The organism is uncultured Roseobacter sp. (genome assembly GCF_947501835.1).
Classification (GTDB): domain Bacteria; phylum Pseudomonadota; class Alphaproteobacteria; order Rhodobacterales; family Rhodobacteraceae; genus Roseobacter.
In genome coordinates this window covers 23228-41227 of the sequence record NZ_CANMXR010000014.1, presented here as the reverse complement: position 1 = coordinate 41227, position 18000 = coordinate 23228, and the positions used below count along the sequence as shown (strand labels likewise).

Genomic DNA, 18000 nt, shown 5'->3' with positions numbered 1-18000 from the left:
CGCGCAACAGCTTGCCGCCAACTGCCTTGCTTGGGCTTTGCGCGGCGGGAAAATTGACGCAATAATGCGGCCAAGCAGGCATGACGTCTGGTCATGCGCCAAAATAACCGAGGCACGGTATGAAATATCTTATCTTCGCCCTGTGGGGCCTGATGCTGGCAGCGACATCCGCCAGCGCGCAAAACGTCTATCGTATTCAGCCCGGGGACACGCTCGCCATTGAAGTGCTTGAAGACACCTCGCTGAACCGCTCCTTGCTGGTTTTGCCCGATGGCACGGTCAACTTCCCCTTTGCCGGCACCGTTCAGGCCGGCGGGCGCACCGCCGCCCAGGTGCAACAGAACATTGCCGCGGGCATTGCCCCCAATTTCGCCACCAGCCCGACGGTATTTGTCTCGGTGAATTCGGTCTCCATCCCCCGTGTGGGCGAGACCGCGGTCGGACCTGACGCGATCAACGTCTATTTCATCGGTGAAGTGAACGGCGACGGCCTGCGCCCGATGGCCGCTGGCACCACCTTCCTGCAGGCAATTGCCCAAAGCGGCGGGTTTTCCCGTTTTGCCGCCACCAAACGCATCCAGCTGCGCCGCACCGATCCGGTGACCGGCACCCCCAGCATCATCACCATCAACTACCGCGCCCTGTCTGACGGGGCCGAATTCAACCGGAATATCATCCTGCAGGACGGGGATGTCATTCTGGTCCCAGAACGCAGGCTGTTCGAATAGGAACCAGACAGGTGGGGCGGAAATCATTGCAATCGGGTAAGGCGACGCTGGCCGCGGCGATCGTGATCGTCCCTGTCGCGCTCCCCCTGGTGGGGGCCGGTGGGCTGTTGCGGGCCGAGGAAGGGATCAGTGCCTCCTTCACCATCTCGGAACGCCTGGAAAACGTTCAGCGTCAGGGGTTTAGCAACAACGAGAACGAAGGGTTCCGCTCCGTCACGCGTCTGGGCTTTGGCCTGCTGTCGGAAAACCAGAACCAGGCCCTGTCGTTCAATACCGGGACCGACTTTGTCTACAACTTCAGCCGGTCCGAGACCGAGTTTGAAGACCCCGATCTGAACCTCAATTACGACCTGCAGACCCGCAATGCGGGGTTGAGCTTTGATGCCTCCTACGTGCGCCGGGATGTCGAGGATTCGGTCTTTTTCGACGATCTGAGCAATGAATTCATCATCTCCGACGATGGCCGGCGGGAAATCTTCTCGTTGCGCAGCGCGCTCAGCCTGAACCGGCAAGGGCCCGTCACCTTCGATCTGAACCACTTCTTTTCGGATTCCCGCTTTACCGGCACCACCGATCCCGATCTGCGCGACAGCACCACAAACGGGCTGACCGCCAGCAGCTCGTTCCGGCTGTCGCCTGTGGCCAGCCTCAATGCCACCGCCCGCTGGCGCGAGCAGGATCAGGACGGGGTCGGCGCCAATGACCGCACCCGCACCTCCTTCGATGTGGGCGGCACCTACGACATCTCGGCGGTCACCACCCTCTCTGCCGGGATTTCCTATTTCAATAACGAATCCACCACCCGGACGGACAACAGCGGCCCCGGCTACCGCTTCGGCCTGTCCCATGACCGGCCCAACGGCACCTATGATTTCGACATTTCCAGCCGCGAGACGATCAACGGCAATGAAGTCGATGCCCGCGCCAACCGCAGCTACGACCTGCCCCGCGGCACCGCCTCCATCGGCTTCGGCCTGGCCAAGGTCGAAGGCTTCTCCATCGAGCCCCTGATCAGCGCTGGTCTCAACCTGGACATCAACAATGTCAGCCGGATCAGCCTCGATCTGTCGCAGGCCTCCACCGTCGACAATGACGACAATGAAACCATCCGGACCCGGCTCTCTGTCAGCTACTCGCGCGAGCTCAACGAAATCTCCAGCATGAGCGCCAGCTTCCGCTTTGCCGATGAGAACGTGCTGGCCGATAATGACGAAGATACAACCTCCCTGCGCGCCAGCCTCAGCTATCGCCGGGCCGTGGGCGACGACTGGAGCCTGGTATCGGGCTATGAGTATTCCACGAACCAGCGGAACGATCGGGAAGACCGGAACTCGAACACCCTCTTTGTCAGCTTGGAAAAAGCCTTCAGTTTCAGACCTTGATCCCTATATGTGACCAAGGCCTGGCGCTCAAAGGACCCCCCTGCGCGGCGGAGGCAGGCAGAGCGAGCCCAACCCGATGACGACCCCCCAGCCGCCCCTCCCCTCTCCCCTCGCCACCGCCCTGCGGCAGCAATGGGCGATTGTGGTGGTGATCGTGATCTGTACCCTGATCGAGACCACGCTGAGCCTGGGCGACATTGGCCTGCTGCCCGTGGGGCGCGTGCGCCAGACGGTCTATGAATTCTTCGGCTTCTGGCCCGGGCTCCTGGGGCGCTGGACCCCGAACTACCCGCTGCAGCCCTATACGATGTTTGTCACCTACTCCTTTTTGCACAGCGGGCCGGTGCACCTCGCGGTCAATATGCTCACCCTCTACAGCCTGGGGCGCGTGGTGCTGGACCGGGTGGGCACCTTTGGCTTTGTCTTTCTCTATACCGCCGCGGTGCTGGGCGGCGCGCTGGGGTTCGGGCTGCTGGCCAAAACCACCAGCCCGATGGTGGGCGCCTCGGGCGGGCTCTTCGGGCTGGCGGGCGGCGTTCTGGCCTGGAATTACGTGGACCGGTTCAGTGCGGCGCGGCGGCTCTGGCCCGTCGGGCGCGCGGTCACCGGGCTCTTGGCACTGAACCTGATCCTGTGGTGGCTGATGGATGGTTTGCTGGCCTGGCAGACCCATTTGGGCGGATTTCTGGCCGGTTGGGTGGCCGCCCTGCTGGTCGATCCCCGCAGCATTGCAGCGGAAAATCAGGGCGATTCCCCCGACTGATTGTTGCCGGATGCGCGCCCTCTTGCCCAGATCGGGCCTCACTGGCCGCATCCTGCAGACCATCTTTATGCCATAATGCGGGCTTGCCGGGGTTTTTTGCCCATCACACAGTCGTGAAACCCAATGCGGGAACCGCCCGCAGGTGGCAAAAATAAAAATAGTTAACGCCTTAAACCATTATGGTTTCCGAACCCGAAACGATCGGCGCCATGATGTTTGCATGCTTTACCCAACGTCACGCCCCAAATGTTAATTTTCCTACCCCGGCGTCATCGGTGGAATCCTGCCTACTTATGAGTGAATTCCCGCCCCTCAGAGCCAGCTATGGTTGGATTTGAGGGGTTCTACCGATAGGCAATTTGAAAAAGCCAACGACAAGCATGAATTGGAAACAGGTCTTCAACCACATTCCTGCCATAAAATGAGCAGCCTTCAACCACAGCGTTTTCCACAATGCACCATAAAGCACGGTCATGGACCGTTAACCTATCGTTAATGTTACGGACGGAAGCAAACAATGACTTCAATTTTTACCGGTGCAATGGCCTACTGCGGCCATGAGAGAGTTAATGAGTCAGAGTTTATCATCTCAACGAAAACCACGGTCCTTTCGGGGGACCATTAGAATGCTGGGCCTGTTGTTTGGGCTGCTCGGCAGCCTGTCGTTTGCCGGCATGGCCGGTGCCTCCAAGGATGCAGACGGAGAAGAGGTTCTCTCTGCTGACGCATCCCCCACTCCCAAATCGGTGCCAAACCCCGACGCCCTGGCCGCACCTGTCAATCCGGACGCGCCGGATCCTGATGCCGTTGCGGCCCCCGCGACGCCGGACACACCCGATCCCGACGCTGTCGCGGCCCCGGCAAATCCGGACGCGCCGGACCCGGTCGATGACGATGTCGTCGTTGTGGATCCGCCCGTACCGGCCCCCACACCGGTCGCAGCCCCCGCCCCCTCCCCTGATGATGTCGTTCCCACCCCGACACCAACACCCACCCCAACGCCCACGCCGACACCGGTTCAGACGCCCGGAACGCCGAATTCCGATGTGACCATCAGCACCGCGCTGTCTGACGATTTCACGGCCACGGTCATGCAGGGCCGCGTGGCAACGCTGGAGCTGCCCGATGATGATGTCGCCTCGGTCCGGATGATCTCCGGCCCCGAGTACGGCAATGTCACGGTCAACCCCGACAATACCCTGGCCGTGGTCCTGACCGGCACCAAGAGCACCGATGATCTGTCGTTCGAATTCGAGATCACCCACGATGATGGCAGCACCAGCGCCCATACCGCCAATCTGGACGTGACAGAGGGCCTGCAAAAGGCGGGCTGGGGTCTGGGCGATTTCTACATGCTGGAGACTGACGAAGACGACAACATCGTCGTGGAGCACGGTGAGAACCACCGCAAGGTCTATGTTTCCGGCGACGACGATGCCCTGACCCTTGCCGATATCGCCGCCCTTGAAGGCAAGGACGTTAGCAAGATCAATCAGAACTTCTTCCGCCACAACACCGAATACGGCGCCACCGAAGACATGGCGCTGGCCGAGGATGCGGCGGACCTTGCCTGGCGGGCCAACAGCGGCTGGAGCACGAAGAATTCGGTAAAAGATCCGACATCCAACTGGCTACTCTTTGAAAAAGGGTATGAATACAACGACATACGGATCATGACAGAGGGCGAATCCGAGCTGAACCCGACCTATATCGGCAGCTACGGCGAAGGCGACCGGCCCATCATCTACGACCGGTTGAGCTCCACCAAGGAAGGTGTGGATCACATCGTCATCCAGGGCCTCGACATCCGCGGCGGCGCGGCCATGCTCGTGGGCCAGGACGTGCTCTTTGATGACCTGCATTTCTCGGAAACCGAGGTCAACATCCAGGGCATCGACGGCTTCACCATGCGCAACTCGCAGATCATCGATGTGTGGAACGAAGACCCCCGCAAGGGCGACACCTGGTCGCCGCATGCGGACCGTGAAAGCGGCATCTACATGGCCCGCGTCGATGGCGCGCTCTTCGAGAACAACTTCTTTGACCACAACGGCTGGGAAGACGGCTACGACTACAATCTGGACGGGGATGCGCCGCAGCCGCCCAGCATGTTCAGCCACAATGTCTATTTCGCCTCTGCCAACCGCGATGTCACCTTCCGCGACAACATCGTCATGCGCGGCGCGGCAACGGGGGTGCAGATGCGCCCCGGCGGGGTCATCGAGGACAACGTCTTCCTTGACAACAACAGCGGCATCCTGCTGGCCGGTGGCGGCTATTCGGATGCGGGAAACTACTCGCTCTTCACCGACAACCTGGTCACCTCCGGCGCGCATAAGACGACCTCCGAAGGCACCGGGGCCCGGACCCAGGGTGTGGTCAACAAGACCCAGCTGACAACGCTGATGGACAACATCGTGACCCATCTGGCGGATCCCAACGATCCCAACGGGCTGGACGGCAAGGGGCTCACCCAGAACCCGCTGCACCATCACGACAGCAAGGTGTTCTACGACGATACCATTGTCTACAACTGGGCGGGCAAGACAGATCATGCGCAGCGCTTCGAGCAGAACAATTCCAACATCGATGGGCTGAACACCGATATTCTGGATGAAACCACCATTCAGAACTTCACCGCCAACCTTTTGGGCAAGGACACGGCCACCATCGGCGATCTGGCGGATTACCTGCGCGGGCAAGCAGATGGCAGCCTGGATGACGTGGTCGATGCCGACCTGATCATCCAGTTCTTCCAGACCGGGTTCGGCCTGCAGACCACCCTGCGCTCGGAGGCCGAAACCCTGCGGTTCATCCCCGATGAGCTGGGCGATGGCGTGCGCTGGGACAACCGGCTCAACTGGTCCACCGAGGACCTGCCTGGCACCCAGGACGGCGACAGCGTCGATCTGGCGGGCAATTGGGTCTATTACGGCGGCACCAACCGGATCGAGGATCTCGACTTCGGCGAGGGCGGCAAGCTCTTTGTCACCCATGGCTACCTTGAGATCGAAGGTGATCTGCGGGTGGGCGACGCCGGGGCGGATCTCAACATCGACCGCGCGGGCCAGTTCTGGACCGACGGCTATACCGATCAGGACCTGCTGAGCATCAATGCGGATGGCGGTCGCTTTGCCAATACCGGCCTCTTTACCGGCAATACCGAGCTGACAGTGACGGATAACGCCCAGGTCATTCTGGCCAGCGACGGCGCGGATTTCGTTCTGAACGACGACAGCCGCATCGAGATCGTCGGGGGCGACACCAAGGTCGGCTTTGACGGCGCGGAAAACGGCACCGGGGTGCTGCTGATGGCGGATGACGCCACGCTGAGCTTCACCGCCGAAGATGGCGAGATTGGCCAGATCCGCGAGTTCTACAGCGGTCATTTCTCGGACGGCAAAGGCATCCAGTCCGGGATCAACCTCGGGGATGCGACGCTTGATCTGGATGTCACAGATCTCGCGGGCGGCACGGAATCCACTTTGATCAGCGTTGATGAGCTCATCGGGGCCTTTGGGGACATCAACATCACCGGGCTGGGCGCCAAGCAGGATGCGAGCATCATCGTGGATTATGAAACCGATCAGGTTCTGCTCAACCTTGGCGAGGCCGGGGTCGGATCAGGATCGCAGCGCGTCTACACCAAGGGCGATGCCAATGATGCGCAGGCCAATGACGATCTCTGGGATGCCCTGACAAACGGGCATGGCATCTACCCCGAGGATCTGCCGGCGGATATTCCCGATGATCCGGATATGATCGACGTCTGATCTCTTTTCGCACGCGAAAGGTTTTCCGCTAAACGCCTGATAACGCGCGATATATTGCGCCTCACAGCGGAAACCGCAGCCCTGAATAAAAAACGCCCCTCTCAAAATGGAGGGGCGTTTTTCTTTGTTATCAGTATGTTGGGTGATTTTTTTTCGCGTGCGAAACCTTAGCGCTGCGCCAGCCAGGCCTCCAGATCGCGGCGCAAGTCCTCCGTGACCCCCTGCCCCGTGAGCACCAACCGCCCTTTGCGCGCCTCCAAATGGACGCCGGGCACCACCTCCGGCGGGCTGGATTTGGCCGGGGTCTTGCGCAGCGCCCGCTCCAGCGCCGCACGCTCGGCCTCGGCACTCTCCGGAGAGGTCTTGCGCAGCGCCCCCTTCAGACGCGCTGCAAAGCCGCTCTCCGCCTCTGTGGCGGCCACCAGCGCCAGCCCCAACCGTTCCGGGATCGCCGTGGGGAACCGCAGCACGTCTCCCAGGGCCTCATGCAGCCGCACGAAAGAGCCGATCTTGGAGCGTTTGGCCGGGGCAGCATTGGCAAAAAGTGTCTGGATCGCGCGGGCGGGCGTCGGGTAAACCCCCAGCCGCACCGCTTCGCAGGCCAGATGCGCACGTTCATAGAAAGACAGGTTGGTGCGGATCTCGTTTTCCTCGACCATCGCCACATAACCGTCGGACACGGTATCGATGGGTTTGATCAGCGCCTCGATGATTGCAAAGCGCGGATCATTGGTCTCTTCCAGCAACGCCCGCAGCGCATGCAGCCGCCGCCAGCCCGAGATCAGCCCGTAGGACCCCTGCCCCAGATCCACCACCTCAATCGGCGCCTGTTGGCCACGGGCCGCGAGGCTGGCCTTCAGGCTCGCCATCTCCTGCGGGTCGCTGACCATGCGGTCGCGCACCATGTGGCGTTCGGAAATCGCCTCCAGCGGCAGCGATTGCACCAGACGGCCCTGCGTGCGGGCCGCGCGCATCTCATCGGCCAGTGTATCGAGTGCGGATTGCGCCGCCGCATCTCCGGCCACCTGGGCAATGGGTGCGCGCGCTGCAGGCTTGGGGGCGACGCCCATGGGGTAGCTGGGAAAGGCCGATTTGGTCTCTAATGCGGGCGTAACAGTCTCTGTGGGGGCTGTCAGACCGGGCGCGGGGGTCAGTCTTTTGCGTTTGGCCATGGGGTGTCCTTTGCGAGTGCAGCGGCCGGTGTAACCGCCATCGGGTCAGAAGTTTGCAAACGAGGCGCGCGCACCATCATTCCGCCGCCTGTGCTGCGGCCTGCTCATCACGCCGCCAGATGCCCAGCAGCAGCGTCTTGAAGGCGGCATAGGTCTCGTCGAAAGTGGCCCGCCCCCGCACATAGGTTTCGCGGTTGAAGTCGCGGTAATCGGCCTCGTAGATGCCATTCACGCTTTCGCCCGCCTGTCCGATCAGCGCGGTGAAATCCTGCCGGTAGGGCGAGATGGTCCGCCCGAGATAGGCCTGGATCAGCCCGGCCATTTCCGCCTGCTGCGCGCCGTCATAGCGGGTGATGACCGCCCGCACCGCATCCCACTCAAAGGCCATCTCTGGCCGCCCCAGGGCGCGTGCAGCGGTGTTTTCGCTGGCCTCAATCGACTGGAAGGTGGAATGCAGCATGTCAAAGAACCGCCCGGTGCTGTCAAACTCCAGAAACGACGCGCCCAGAGGCACCAGCAGGATATCCGCCGCCGAGAGCCCGTTGATCGTGAGGTACCCCAGGGCAGGGGGCGTATCGAGGAAGACCAGATCATAGTCATCCAGCACCCCATCGGCGGCCAGAATGTCCCCCAGGGCGTCCCAGAGCTTCCAGCCGCGGCTCTGCATGCGCCAAACCGGGATCTGGAACTCCGACCAGTAGAGATTGAGCTGTGCACCGATGAGATCGATGTTGGGCCAGTGGGTTTTCTGGATCACATCCGCGGTTTTCACCCCCATGGCCTCGGAGAGCGTTTCATCAAGGGGCAGGGGGGCCTCACCGCGGTCCAGACGGCGCTGGTTGTCCGCCTGCAGGGTCTGCCCGTAATGCCGCGCCAGCAGCGGAAAGACGGTGGCCCATTCATCGGCCACCTGCCCGCCAAAGATCGAGGTCATCGAGCCCTGGCTGTCCAGATCCACCATCAGCACCCGGTAGCCATCCAGCGCCGCTGACATCGCCAGATGCGCGCAAGTCGAGGTCTTGCCAACCCCGCCCTTGAAATTGGCCACCGCCACGATTTTCGCAGGCTGCCCCTTGGGGCGGTAGGGGATATAGTCCTTGGCCTTGGAGCCCTCCGCCCCGAAATGCGCGCGCAGCCGCAGCACCTCTTCGAGGGTGAACCATTTCGCCCCGCCTTCGGTCTCGGACCGGCCCTGTGGCAGATCGGGGTTCTGACGCAGCACCCGGCGGAAATGGGCGGGGGCCACGGGGATCAGGTATTTGGTGATTTCCCAGGTCGAAAACCGTCGCAGCTGTTTGCGCCCGGTATCATCCATGCCGCGCCCGGCGAGATCGCTGCGCCCCTGCTGACAGGCCTGCGCGATCTGGGCGAAACCAGCCGTATCCGTGGGCGCATCCAGCTGCGCAAAAGCCGCATCCGGAGAGATGTTGAAATAAGGGGGCGGGAGATCACTGCTCATGAGATGCCTCGCATATGTTATATGTTTTCATGAAAGTACCATGAAAGCTGTCACATGCAAAGGAAATCGATACACCCTTCTTCTTTTCTCAGTAAAAACAAGGGGTCTGCAGGGCGGATCAGCTGTTTTGACAGGATCCTTTGATCTTTTTTTGTTATGTATGGGTTATTTAATAGTTACGGGACAAGGCCTGTCTTTGCGGGGCCATAAAAACAACGGGGTTGCGCGGGTTTTTGCAAAGGGGGGTGACTCTGATCCCCCGATAAAGTGACTCCGATCCACCGTTCAGATGACTCCGATCCCCCGATGCCCGCTCTGGACGCAGCGCCTGTGGATAACTAGGGTGGGTGTCAATGAAACGACGAATCCCGAAAACGGGATCGCGGGGCGCAAAACGCGCCATTGAGCAGAAGAGCAGGACAGTCGGATGAGCAGGACGGCAGGGCAGGGGGCGCTCCCCCAGCAGACACGCGATTTTTTTGTCTGCGACTTTTTCGGGGTCAGTCCCAAACATGATCTGGCCAGCATGGAACATCCGATCTTTTCGCTGTCGACCCGGCCCGACCGGCGGATCCTGAACTACACCCACAACGATGCGGAGATTACCGTGACCCCCAGCGTGAAGGGGCGCGCGACAATCTTCGATGCGGATATCCTGATCTTCTGCATCAGCCAGCTGATGGCGGCGCTGAACGCGGGCAAGCCCACCTCCCGTACACTGACGCTGACGGCGCATGATCTGTTGCAGGCCACGGGGCGCGAAACCTCCGGAGACAGCTACCGGCGTTTGCGCGATGCCTTCGAGCGGCTCGCCGGCACCCGCATCACCACCAACATTGCCACCGGGCCCAAGGGGGACCCGACGCTGGTGACCACCGGCTTTGGTCTGATCGAAAGTTGGGAGATCGTGCGCAAGACCCGGGCGGGGCGCATGGTCAGCGTCACGGTGCGCCTGTCGGAATGGTTGTATAACGCGGTGCTATCGAAATCGGTGCTGACCCTGAACCGCGCCTATTTCAGCCTGCGCAAACCGCTGGAGCGGCGGCTTTACGAGCTGGCACGCAAACATTGTGGCAAGCAGCCCGAATGGCGCGTGTCGGTCGAGACGCTGCTGAAGAAATCCGGCTCCACCAGCCCGCGCCGGGTGTTCCGCGCCATGCTGCGCGAGATCATCCGCGCCGACACGCTGCCCGATTACCTGCTGGTGGAAGAGCCTGGCGATGTCATCTCGGTCACGCCGCGCGCAGAGGTGATCGAGCCGGGCAGTGACCCCATCCTGCCGCCCGAAGCGCTGGAGGCCGCCCGCGCGCTGAGGCCCGGGGCGGATGTCTATGCGCTGGAGGCGGAATGGCGCGCACACTGGCGCCGGACCGGAGCGAAACGGCTTCGGACACCGCAGAAAGTGTTTCTGGAATGGGTATCCAACCTGGAGTTGAAATAGTCCCTTGACAGATGATTCTGCGAATCTGCCGTGATGGGAAAGATTGTTTTCATAAAGGGGACAAAAGCGTTTTTAGACCGGTTCTGTCGGTCTGACCGCCGGATATTCAACTTTAAATTGTGGGGTATCCCAAGTATTTTAATAAATCTGAGCGGAAATCCGCAAAAAGGCTGGCCAAATTAGGCAGGAATATGGTTTATTAACGTGAGATTAACTTCGTAATGAGGATTCTGAATATGAATATCAAAACAATTTTGGCAGCCGGCGTCCTTGCCGTGTCTTTGCCATTCGCAGCTTCAGCTGCAACGGTATCGGGCGATTTCTCCGATGTCGGAACAAACGTGATCGGTGGTACCGGCGTCGTGGGTTCCTCAAACATCGCGGATCTGGACACTGGTCCGATGTCCGTTTCTTTTGATTTTGAAGTCAACCCAGCACGTTCCGTTGAAGGCATCGGTACTGTGCGCCGGTCGACAACTGTCGAAAATCTGGTCATCACATTCAACGGCGTTGTTGTGGCAACTGACGGTGGTTCGCCCACAGCAGAGTTCCACTTCGGTCCAGCGAATTTCCAACCAGGTGAAATCTTCACTCTGACCTTCTCATGGACAGCTGCTGCAGCAACAGACAACATCGACTTCGACGTCGAGTTGGCTCCTGTGCCGGTTCCAGCAGCAGGCCTGCTGCTCGCCAGCGTCATGGGTGGCGGTGCATTCGTTGCACGCCGTCGTAAGAAAAAAGCAGACGCCTAAGCTCTTCAGGCGACTGTAACTGGCAAAGAAAAGGGCTGCTCTTCGGGCAGCCCTTTTTCATTGCGGGGTTCCCCCGCCACGGCCCTTGTTTCCCGCAGGCAAATCCTTCAGACAAACGCTGTTGCCCGTCCCAACTGCGTAGGAATGTAGCGCCCGTGATTTCGCATCAGCACAAGGTGATCTTTGTCCATATCCCCAAGACCGGCGGGCAAAGTGTCGAACATATGTTTCTGGACGATCTGGGGCTGAGCTGGGAGGAGCGTGCGCCTTTGCTGCTGCGCCCCAATCAGGACCCGAAGGTGGGGCCGCGCCGGATGGCGCATCTCTATGCCGATGAATACGTCAGCAAGGGCCATGTGACCCAGGAGCAATTCGACAGCTACCTCAAGTTCGCCGTGGTGCGGAACCCTTACGACCGGATCATCTCCGAATATCTCTACCGGTTTCAGAAGACGCCGTTCTGGAAAACCCCCAGTGCGGCGCGGTTCCTCAAACGCACCTACCCGGATGATTTCTCCGACACCGCGCGGCACATGATGCCGCAGACCCGCTATGTGATGGACGCAAACGGCAAGCTGCTGGTCGACCACATCCTGCGGTTCGAAGAGATGGGGGAGGCGATGGCAGACCTGTCAGAGCAGATCTTCGGGACCCGCCGCAGTCTGCCGCATCGCAACAAGACCAAGGTGGACAACAAGGCGAAAAAGGCCAAGCTGCGCAAGACGTTACAGCCGCAGATCGCGCAGATGTACCAAGAGGATTTCGAGGCTTTCGACTACCCGGTCTGACACGTCAGAGCGGCGTGGCCGTGTGCTCCGCTCTGCCGGACCCAGCAGCCTTTCATCTGCGATGCTTCAAAACCACATGTCTTTTACCATGCGGCCATCACCTGGAAGTTCTTTATAGCTGTCGTGCCCCTCGAAGTGACGGATTGGAAGCGCGCTGATTGGTGAAGGGTCAGACATCCGAACATTCACGGCAGCCCGCTTGCGCCCGTTCTCGTCTTCGGAACAAACAATGAAATGCGTCACACACCCGCAAATGGCACAGAAGTGGAAATTGATATCCCCGCTGTCGCGACGCTGATACGTATTTGTCTGCCCGGTCGTTTGAATGTCAAAGCCATCGTACCCGTAGGCCCATAGGGCGCCGTAACGCCGACAGATTGTGCAATTGCAGGCCGTGACCGACTTTGGCACCGTTTCGAGAGTCCAGCCAGCTTCGCCGCAGTGGCAGGTTCCTTTCAGCATGTCTCAAACTTCGTTCCGGGCATTGTCGGCGATCCTTACGATGAAGGCGATTGGCCATGTCGATACTGTGTTGCAGACATCCCTGTCAAATTTGGCACTGCAGACATGCATCACACACGCAGCACCTGACATTGCTGCGCGCTGAGCTGCCATTGGGTGCGGCGCGGGGGATCCGTCCTGACCCCGGAGGCGGTGCCTGCCGGGCCCGGACGCCTGTCAGGCGCCGGGGATGAAGCGGGGCAGGGCGGGGACCACTTCCTGCATCATCTCGTTCAGGCGTGCCGCAGCATCCGCATCCGTCTCACCATCGGCGATCAGCGTGGTCAGGCGCACCATGGCCCCGTCCTTGCGCCCCGTGGTGATCCCGTCGAGCACCAGGTACATCTTGGCGGCGAAGTCCCAGGCGACCTTGCGGCCTTTCTGTTCGAACCAGTAATAGACCATCATCCGGGTTTCCCCCTTCTGGATGATCGCGCGGTTGATCTCGAAGGCACCTGCGTGGTTCAGCTCGGCGGCCACGTCGACCCGCTCCAGCCAGGCAATCTCCCAGCCGGAGCCCGGCAGGCAGATCTCGGGCGAGTGCACGCCGCCCTGGCTCTGATCCTTGTACCAGGCCGAGAAGAACCCGACCGTCGGCTCATTGCCCTTGGCGAAATTCACCGAGTGGTAGTCATCGGCTTTCAACTCGCGCACCACCTTGGGGTCCAGTATGTCGCGGATGCCGATCTGCTTCCACTCGCCCATCTGGCGCGGGAAGAGGGCAAAGCTGTCACGGTCCGCGCGCAGCACGTCCCGTTCCGGGATAGCGGCCCAGATGCCGGAGGCCAGCACCATGGCCGAGGCAGAGACGATCAGGGCGGTGGAGGCGCGCACATAGCGCACCCGCAGCATCTGCGGCACCAGACCGTCGGTATCGAGATCCAGCGCATCCACCAGGCCCATCTTCTGCGGGTTGAAGAAGAGCATGATGCGGGCCAGGGCGAAGAGCAGCAGGATGCAGGCCAGGAAGATCACCCAGCCTTCGAAGAAATGGGTGAAGCCTTCGAGCCATTCGACGCCAAACTCCTGCACCAGGAGCCCGCCGATGGCGATCCGCACCGAATTCATCAGCACGGTAATAGGGGCGGCAGAGATCAGCAGCACGGCCTTGTGCCACATCGGACCCTTATAGAGCACCGCAAAGATGTAGGAGAAGCTGAGGATCGGGAAGAGGTAGCGCAGGCCCGAGCAGGCCTCGGCCACATGCAGCTTGAGCGTGCCCAGATCGATGATATTGCCATCGAGGAACACCGGCACCGACATCAGCTGCAGGAACCACACGCCCAGTTCGGAAGAGACGAACTGCAGGAAGGTCGAGAGCTTGTAATAGAGCACGCCCGGCAGTGGCAGCATGTAGACAAGGTGCAGCACGGGGGGCCAGAAATGCTTGCCCGTCTTCCAGCCGAAGCTGATCAGCAGCAGACCGCCGATCCACAGGATCGTGGCATAGGCAACGATGTCGGAGATATTGGCCAGCTTGCCCATGGTGCCCACCACCAGCGCGCCCAAGAGGACCATCACACCGACCCAGCGGTCGCGTTTCGGGCCGGGATCGATCGGGTATTCCTTGAGCTGACGCAGGAACAGCAGGCCGGACAGGATCGGGATCAGGGGGCCGTGGCTATATTCGGGCAGCTGCCAGGCGGTCAGCAGGGCATCGAGCCCGTCAATAAAGAAAACACCGGCGCCAATGAAGGCAACGGCGAGCCAGAACATACCCCAACTGAAGAAAACGGCGACGGGTGGCGCTGTATCTTGCGTCATCGACATCGGATCAACCCTTTTTACTAAATACTATCGTTGGCTATAGGAAACGTCTGCGAGAGAATTAAGGCGGTCATCGATTTATTTGCACCTGACATACCTTACAACGGCCCTTTATAGAAGATATTTTCCGCACTATGGGGTCTGCAGGGATCACATAAATGTCAGATGGGAAAATTGTGACGCAACCTACCCCGAACACGCAGCCCCGCCCACACACCCGGCCCCGCGTGTTGGTCATTGCCGAAGCTGCCAACCCTGAATGGGTCAGCGTGCCCCTGGTCGGCTGGTCCATGGCCCATGCGCTGCGGGCGGTGGCGGATGTGCATATCGTCACCCAGATCCGCAACCGCGATGCCATTCTGCGCGCAGGCCTGGAAGAGGGCCGCGATTTCACCGCCATCGATTCCGAAGCCGTCGCCCGGCCGCTGCACAAGTTGGCGGAGCTGTTGCGCATGGGCACCGGCAAGGGCTGGACCATGACCACTGCGATAGCTGCGGTGTCTTACCCCTATTTCGAACATCTCGTCTGGCAGCAGTTCGGCCCCGCGCTGGTGGGGCGGGAGTATGATCTGGTGCACCGGGTCACGCCGCTGAGCCCGACCATCCATTCGCCGATGGCCCTGCGCTGTGCCCGTGCGCGGGTGCCCTTTATCCTCGGTCCGCTCAATGGCGGGGTGCCCTGGCCGGCGGGGTTTGATGCGGAACGGCGGCGGGAACGCGAATGGCTGTCTTATGTGCGCAGCGCCTACAAGCTGGTGCCGGGCCGTGGGCGCACCCTGCAGGCGGCCAGCGCCATCCTCACCGGATCGCGCCACACGCAGGGCGAAATCCCTGCGCGGCACCGGGACAAGACCGTCTGGCTGCCGGAGAATGCGATTGACCCCGCGCGGTTCAATCTCAGCGCAAAACATAGCCTAAACGGCCCGCTTAGAGCCTGTTTTATCGGGCGCCTGGTCCCCTATAAGGGCCCTGACATGCTGTTGGAGGCCGCCGCCCCCCTGCTGCGGTCCGGTCAGTTGGTCCTCGACATCATTGGCGATGGTCCGATGCGTCCGGACCTTGAGGCGCTGGCCGCCCGGCTGGAGATCACCCCTGCCGTCACCTTCCATGGCATGCTGGCGCATGAGGATGTGCAGAGCGTTGCGGTAGAGGCCAATCTGCTGACCTTCCCCTCGATCCGCGAGTTCGGCGGCGGTGTGGTGCTGGAGGCGATGGCGCTGGGGGTGGTGCCGGTGATCGTGGATTACGCAGGCCCGGGCGAATTGGTGCGCGCGCAGACCGGGTACAAGGTGCCCATTGGCAGCCGGGCGGAGATCATCGCGCGCTTTGGCGCCCTGTTGCAGCAGATCGTGGCAGATCCGTCGCCCCTGCCGGGGTTGGCGGCGGCGGCCCGGGCCGATGTGCAGGCACGCTTCACCTGGGAGGCCAAGGCGGCCCAGGTGCGCCGGGTCTATGATGCGGTGCTGGCAGGCGGGCCCTTGCCACAGGTCATGGGCTGACCTTCAGGGGCGGCAGTTGCAGCCAGCCGGTCCGGGCGATCTTTGCCCCGAAATGCTTAGCCCCGGCCTTGGAATAATGGTGGTAGTCATAGAAGATCTTGCGCCCGTCGTCGGTGATCATATCGCAGGTTCTGGTCTCATCATCACAGACATAATCATACCGCCGCAGCACCGGGATATCGTAGTCTTCGGCCACTTTCAGCAGCCCCAGGTCGGTGCGCCCGTCCACCGTGGTATCAAGCTGGGTGTAGGCAAAGGCATTGAGGTCTTCTACGGAGGGGATCCCCTGATGTGTGCGGATGTACCAGTCAAAGACCGGCAGCCTGCCGATATCCGCGAAAGACGGGGAATTGAGCAGCAGCACGATCTGCTTGCCGGTGGGCAGCAAGCGGTCGAGCAGGTTGGGCATCCGGCGCACGGAGCGGTTGGTATAGGCAAAGGCCAGCAGTACCGTGTCGGAGGCCTGAAAATTCGGCGAGGCCAGCAGCCCGTCAATGAGGTGGTTGTCGAGCGAGGCCTTCATGCCGAAGCGTGAAAACTGGATGTCCGGGAAGAGCTCGGTATTCAGGTGGAAGGTGTCGAACATGTCCTTGGCCAGCGAATTGCCCAGCACCAGAACCTTTCGGCCCGGTTGGTCCATGTCGTACCACAGCACCTCGGCTTCGAATTGCGAGGGCGCGCGCGGGCCGGAGGGCCCCATCCCGTATTCCGCCGCATAATCGGCCAGCACCTGCCAGGCCTCCTCGCGCAGGCGTGCCTTGTCGAACTCCGCAGGACCATAAAGCGCGATCAGATCGGGGAAGCGTTCGCGGCGCCCGTCCTGCACCAGCATCACGGTGGTGAAGCCCACAACCAGCGCGGTGGCCAGGGAAATGCTGCCGACAAGGCCCTTGCGCGAGACCGCGCCGGGGGTGCGGAACGGCCGCTCGATCACCCGGTAGGACAGGACGGCCAGCGCAAAGGACAGCGCCAGCCAGATCAGGCGGTCAAGGAGGCCGGGGTCATGGTCGATCAGCCGGCCAAAGGCCATGATCGGATAGTGCCACAGATAGAGCGAATAGGAGATCAGCCCGATCCCGACAAAGGCCTTGCTGGAGAGCAACCGGGTGACCACATCCCTTTGCTGGCCGCCAAACCAGATGATCAAAACAGTGCCTAACACAGCCGGAATCGTCGCCAGCCCGGGGTGATAGCGGTTCAGCCCGCTGACAAACATCGGCAGCACAATGAGCGCCAGACCCATCGCAGGCAGCCGCCTACAGCGTGTCGCCGTATGCCCCGCCCCCGGATGGCGGGTCAGAAAATGCGCCAGAACCGCCCCGGCCATGAGCTCCCAGAGCCGACTGATGACCCAGTAGAACGACAGCGACTGATCCGCCCGCGTGGTGATCTCCGACACGATCAGCCCTATGAGGATCGCCGCGAGCCCGATGGGGATGATCCGCGCCGCCGCATGGCGCAGCAAAAGGATATAGATCAGCGGAAAGAAGATGTAGAACTGCTCCTCCACCGCCAGCGACCAGGTGTGTAGGAAGGGTTTCAGCGCGCCGGGGGCTGCGCCATAGACCGCCGCCTCGAAATGCCAGAACATATTGGACAGAAAGAACACCGAGGCGATCAGCGAGCGGACGAACTCCTCCATCTCGCTGGGCATGAGCACAACCCAGGCGACGGGCAGCGTCGCGAAGATCACCGCAAAAAGCGCAGGCAGCAGGCGGCGCGCCCGGCGTTCGTAGAAATTCAGGATCGAAAACCGCCCCGTCCGGTCCCATTCCTGCAGGATCAGCGAGGTGATCAGAAAGCCCGAGATGACAAAGAAGACATCGACGCCCAGATAGCCCGCAGGCAGCACAGCACCGGAAAAGAACGGGAACTTGGCGTGGTAGATCAGCACCGCCCCCACCGCGATTGTGCGCAGACCATCAATTTCCGGGCGGTATTTCAAACTCATCAGCGCGTAAAACCTTAAACAAAT

At 61.1% G+C, this 18000-nt stretch carries 13 protein-coding genes; 8 read left to right on the top strand and 5 right to left on the bottom strand.

The annotated features are described in order from the left end of the window. Nucleotides 1–119: 119 nt before the first annotated feature. From Q1A20_RS22225 to Q1A20_RS22210, 4 genes are all read left to right on the top strand, one after another. The gene (locus Q1A20_RS22225) at nucleotides 120–728 is read left to right on the top strand and encodes a polysaccharide biosynthesis/export family protein (RefSeq protein ID WP_298976267.1); all 609 of its coding nucleotides are present in this window, start codon (nucleotides 120–122) and stop codon (nucleotides 726–728) included. Nucleotides 729–739: 11 nt separating this feature from the next. After that, on the top strand, nucleotides 740–2110 hold the full coding sequence (locus Q1A20_RS22220; protein ID WP_298976265.1) for a hypothetical protein: 1371 nt from the start codon (nucleotides 740–742) through the stop codon (nucleotides 2108–2110). 76 nt (nucleotides 2111–2186) lie between these two features. After that, nucleotides 2187–2873, top strand: coding sequence for a rhomboid family intramembrane serine protease (locus tag Q1A20_RS22215; RefSeq protein ID WP_299506636.1), 687 nt, complete (start codon nucleotides 2187–2189; stop codon nucleotides 2871–2873). A gap of 626 nt (nucleotides 2874–3499) precedes the next feature. Continuing rightward, on the top strand, nucleotides 3500–6646 hold the full coding sequence (locus tag Q1A20_RS22210) for a right-handed parallel beta-helix repeat-containing protein (protein WP_299918777.1): 3147 nt from the start codon (nucleotides 3500–3502) through the stop codon (nucleotides 6644–6646). Between the two features lie 167 nt (nucleotides 6647–6813). On the opposite strand, the gene Q1A20_RS22205 is transcribed toward Q1A20_RS22210, so the two are convergent. Continuing rightward, nucleotides 6814–7818 carry a ParB N-terminal domain-containing protein gene (locus tag Q1A20_RS22205; RefSeq protein ID WP_299918775.1) on the bottom strand — a complete coding sequence of 335 codons (1005 nt, stop codon included), beginning with the start codon at nucleotides 7816–7818 and terminating at the stop codon, nucleotides 6814–6816. A gap of 76 nt (nucleotides 7819–7894) precedes the next feature. After that, nucleotides 7895–9277, bottom strand: coding sequence for an AAA family ATPase (locus Q1A20_RS22200; RefSeq protein ID WP_299918774.1), 1383 nt, complete (start codon nucleotides 9275–9277; stop codon nucleotides 7895–7897). A gap of 427 nt (nucleotides 9278–9704) precedes the next feature. On the opposite strand from Q1A20_RS22200, the gene Q1A20_RS22195 reads away from it, so the two are divergent. The 3 genes from Q1A20_RS22195 (at nucleotide 9705) to Q1A20_RS22185 (ending at nucleotide 12258) form a co-directional block, all read left to right on the top strand. Beyond that, nucleotides 9705–10718: a replication initiator protein A gene (locus Q1A20_RS22195; protein WP_299410203.1), complete on the top strand. Its 1014-nt coding sequence runs from the start codon at nucleotides 9705–9707 to the stop codon at nucleotides 10716–10718. A gap of 236 nt (nucleotides 10719–10954) precedes the next feature. Further along, nucleotides 10955–11470: a VPLPA-CTERM sorting domain-containing protein gene (locus tag Q1A20_RS22190; protein WP_298976368.1), complete on the top strand. Its 516-nt coding sequence runs from the start codon at nucleotides 10955–10957 to the stop codon at nucleotides 11468–11470. 155 nt (nucleotides 11471–11625) lie between these two features. Next, a complete protein-coding gene (locus Q1A20_RS22185; RefSeq protein WP_299410205.1) occupies nucleotides 11626–12258 on the top strand; it encodes a sulfotransferase family 2 domain-containing protein in 633 nt (210 codons plus the stop codon). A 66-nt stretch (nucleotides 12259–12324) separates the two neighbouring features. Here the strand turns inward: Q1A20_RS22185 and Q1A20_RS22180 are convergent, their stop codons facing one another. Then, entirely contained in the window at nucleotides 12325–12720 is a 396-nt protein-coding gene (locus Q1A20_RS22180) for a GFA family protein (RefSeq protein ID WP_299918773.1), read from the bottom strand. A 216-nt stretch (nucleotides 12721–12936) separates the two neighbouring features. Then, nucleotides 12937–14529 carry a VPLPA-CTERM-specific exosortase XrtD gene (xrtD, locus tag Q1A20_RS22175; protein WP_299410207.1) on the bottom strand — a complete coding sequence of 531 codons (1593 nt, stop codon included), beginning with the start codon at nucleotides 14527–14529 and terminating at the stop codon, nucleotides 12937–12939. A 155-nt stretch (nucleotides 14530–14684) separates the two neighbouring features. Here xrtD and Q1A20_RS22170 point away from each other — a divergent pair, with 155 nt between their 5' ends. Beyond that, a complete protein-coding gene (locus Q1A20_RS22170; RefSeq protein ID WP_299918771.1) occupies nucleotides 14685–16025 on the top strand; it encodes a glycosyltransferase in 1341 nt (446 codons plus the stop codon). Here Q1A20_RS22170 and Q1A20_RS22165 read toward each other — a convergent pair. Continuing rightward, complete coding sequence (locus Q1A20_RS22165; RefSeq protein ID WP_299918769.1) at nucleotides 16015–17976, bottom strand: acyltransferase family protein; 1962 nt, start codon at nucleotides 17974–17976, stop codon at nucleotides 16015–16017. The two genes, Q1A20_RS22170 and Q1A20_RS22165, sit on opposite strands and share 11 nt — an antisense overlap. Nucleotides 17977–18000: the final 24 nt, after the last annotated feature.

Bases quoted from the DNA above. Each gene is read 5' to 3' on its own strand.
- Q1A20_RS22225 (WP_298976267.1), top strand. From the start codon at position 120: ATGAAATATCTTATCTTCGCCCTGTGGGGCCTGATGCTGGCAGCGACA.
- Q1A20_RS22215 (WP_299506636.1), top strand. From the start codon at position 2,187: ATGACGACCCCCCAGCCGCCCCTCCCCTCTCCCCTCGCCACCGCCCTG.
- Q1A20_RS22210 (WP_299918777.1), top strand. From the start codon at position 3,500: ATGCTGGGCCTGTTGTTTGGGCTGCTCGGCAGCCTGTCGTTTGCCGGC.
- Q1A20_RS22205 (WP_299918775.1), bottom strand. From the start codon at position 7,818: ATGGCCAAACGCAAAAGACTGACCCCCGCGCCCGGTCTGACAGCCCCC.
- Q1A20_RS22200 (WP_299918774.1), bottom strand. From the start codon at position 9,277: ATGAGCAGTGATCTCCCGCCCCCTTATTTCAACATCTCTCCGGATGCG.
- Q1A20_RS22195 (WP_299410203.1), top strand. From the start codon at position 9,705: ATGAGCAGGACGGCAGGGCAGGGGGCGCTCCCCCAGCAGACACGCGAT.
- Q1A20_RS22190 (WP_298976368.1), top strand. From the start codon at position 10,955: ATGAATATCAAAACAATTTTGGCAGCCGGCGTCCTTGCCGTGTCTTTG.
- Q1A20_RS22180 (WP_299918773.1), bottom strand. From the start codon at position 12,720: ATGCTGAAAGGAACCTGCCACTGCGGCGAAGCTGGCTGGACTCTCGAA.
- xrtD (WP_299410207.1), bottom strand. From the start codon at position 14,529: ATGTCGATGACGCAAGATACAGCGCCACCCGTCGCCGTTTTCTTCAGT.
- Q1A20_RS22170 (WP_299918771.1), top strand. From the start codon at position 14,685: ATGTCAGATGGGAAAATTGTGACGCAACCTACCCCGAACACGCAGCCC.
- Q1A20_RS22165 (WP_299918769.1), bottom strand. From the start codon at position 17,976: ATGAGTTTGAAATACCGCCCGGAAATTGATGGTCTGCGCACAATCGCG.